At 64.3% G+C, this 1,218-nt stretch carries 3 protein-coding genes; 2 read left to right on the top strand and 1 reads right to left on the bottom strand.

Annotated features, from left to right (window positions below; translation table 11 throughout):
• A partial coding sequence (locus tag EN914_RS35975; protein WP_281034702.1) for a transporter associated domain-containing protein occupies window positions 1–526 on the top strand: 526 nt, incomplete at its 5' end.
• Between the two features lie 28 nt (window positions 527–554).
• On the opposite strand, the gene EN914_RS35970 is transcribed toward EN914_RS35975, so the two are convergent.
• The gene (locus tag EN914_RS35970; protein WP_013530057.1) at window positions 555–797 is read right to left on the bottom strand and encodes a DUF1127 domain-containing protein; all 243 of its coding nucleotides are present in this window, start codon (window positions 795–797) and stop codon (window positions 555–557) included.
• 139 nt (window positions 798–936) lie between these two features.
• Here EN914_RS35970 and EN914_RS35965 point away from each other — a divergent pair.
• Window positions 937–1,218 (top strand): transcriptional regulator (locus EN914_RS35965; protein ID WP_164779194.1); only part of this gene is annotated, 282 nt, incomplete at its 3' end.

Raw genomic sequence — 1,218 nt, 5'->3', positions numbered from 1 at the left:
CCAGACGCGTGATGTGCTGGCCGCACTGCTTGCCGGCCGCGTGCTCGATCCGCGCAGGCATGTGCGCGCAGCCCCCATCGTCTACGACCAGGCCGACGCGCTCGATGTGCTGCAGAAGCTAAAGGAATCCGACGTGCCGATGGCGCTGGTGCATGACGAATACGGCCATTTCGAAGGCATCGTCACCCCGGCCGACATTCTGGAAGCCATCACCGGCGTGTTCCGCGCCGACACCGACGCCGGCGACGAGGAAAACGCGGTCAAGCGCGAGGACGGCTCGTGGCTGCTCGCCGGCTACATGCAGGCCGACGAGATGGCCGACATTCTCGGCATCGACCTGCCGGAAAACCGCGATTACGAAACCGTCGCCGGCTATGTGCTGTCGCATATGCACCATCTGCCGGCGACTGGCGAATGCGTCGACGCGCAGGGCTGGCGCTTCGAGGTGGTCGATCTCGACGGCCGCCGCATCGACAAGCTGATCGCCACCCGCCTGGCCGGCGCCCCTCGCGAGGCGGTGCGCTGACGGTCGACGCGATTTGCGGCATTTCGCTCTATCGTTCCCAGAAGGACTTGGCGATCTCTCCCTCGACCTGCTGTATCGTCAGGCCGATATCGTCGATCAGATGCGGATTGTCCTTCGACATTTGCCTGAGCTGCCAGCGAAAGCGTATGCGCTCGCGCCAGGTCCGATCGTGCCAGCTCGCGATGATGCTTCGCAGGGTCTTCAGGAGCCGGCGCGATGCCGGCCGCACGGGCGTTCCCGGCCGCGCTGCACAAGTGAGGGTATTGGTCATGGCAACCTCCATATGGTTTGAGGGCCTGGGGCTCTCGATGAGGTTGAATTCTGCGCGATACGGACGGCGCCGTAATTAAGCCCTCCCAAATAGTTCCCAAAACTTCCAAACGAGCCAGAGCGGCCCTATAGATGCGCCTATGCAGGGATCGCGTTTTGCCTTTGGTCCGTTCGTGCTTGATCCGCGTGCGGGAACGCTGCTTCGGAACGATGTCCCCGTTGCCGTCGGCTATCGCGGGCTGAGCCTGCTTGCGGCACTCGTCGGGCGGCCCGGCGAAATCCTCGGAAAAGCCGAGCTGATGGACGCCGCGTGGCCGGGCACGGCCGTCGAGGAAGGCAATCTCACCGTCCAGATCGCGCAGCTGCGCAAGCTGCTTGGCCCCGTCGGCGACAACGGCGAATGGATATCCACCGTTCCGCGC

Source organism: Mesorhizobium sp. M7A.F.Ca.CA.001.08.2.1 (assembly GCF_003998455.1).
Lineage (GTDB): Bacteria > Pseudomonadota > Alphaproteobacteria > Rhizobiales > Rhizobiaceae > Mesorhizobium > Mesorhizobium ciceri.
The sequence above is the reverse complement of the archived record's forward strand: the minus strand, read 5'-3'. Positions and strand labels throughout refer to the sequence as shown.